Below are 609 nucleotides of genomic sequence, written 5' to 3'. Positions count from 1 at the left end.
CAACAAAAGTTATAACAGGATTAACAGTAGGAACGTATAATTTCACAGTAACCAATGCAGTAGGATGTACCTCGTTAGCATCAGTAGATGTTGTAATCAACGCCCAACCAGCAACACCAGGAAAGCCAACAGCTAATGTACCTACACAGCCAACATGCGCAGAAGCAACAGGAAGTGTTACTTTGAGTGGATTGCCATCAGGTACTTGGACAATCAATCCAGGAAACATAACAGGAAACACAGCAACAAAAGAACTAACAGGATTAACAGTAGGAATATATAATTTTACAGTAACCAATGCAATAGGATGTACCTCGTTAGCATCAGCAGATGTTGTAATCAACGCACAACCAGCAACCCCAGAAAAGCCAACAGCTAATATACCTACACAGCCAACATGTGCAGAGGCAACAGGAAGTGTTACTTTGAGTGGATTGCCATCAGGTACTTGGACAATCAATCCAGGGAACATAACAGGAAATACAGCAACAAAAGAACTAACAGGATTAACAGTAGGAACATATAATTTTACAGTAACCAATGCATTAGGATGTACGTCATTATCATCAGTAGATGTTGTAATCAATGCCCAACCAGCAACCCCAGTAC

1 pseudogene is annotated in these 609 nt (G+C 40.6%); it reads left to right on the top strand.

Annotated features, from left to right (window positions below):
• Positions 1-609 (top strand): annotated as a pseudogene (locus IUY40_RS19210) (hypothetical protein); the annotation flags it as partial.

The sequence above is a fragment of the Flavobacterium sp. ALJ2 genome, assembly GCF_015594725.1.
Classification (GTDB): domain Bacteria; phylum Bacteroidota; class Bacteroidia; order Flavobacteriales; family Flavobacteriaceae; genus Flavobacterium.
Note: the sequence above shows the minus strand (reverse complement) of the source record. Positions and strands in the feature narration are given on the sequence as shown.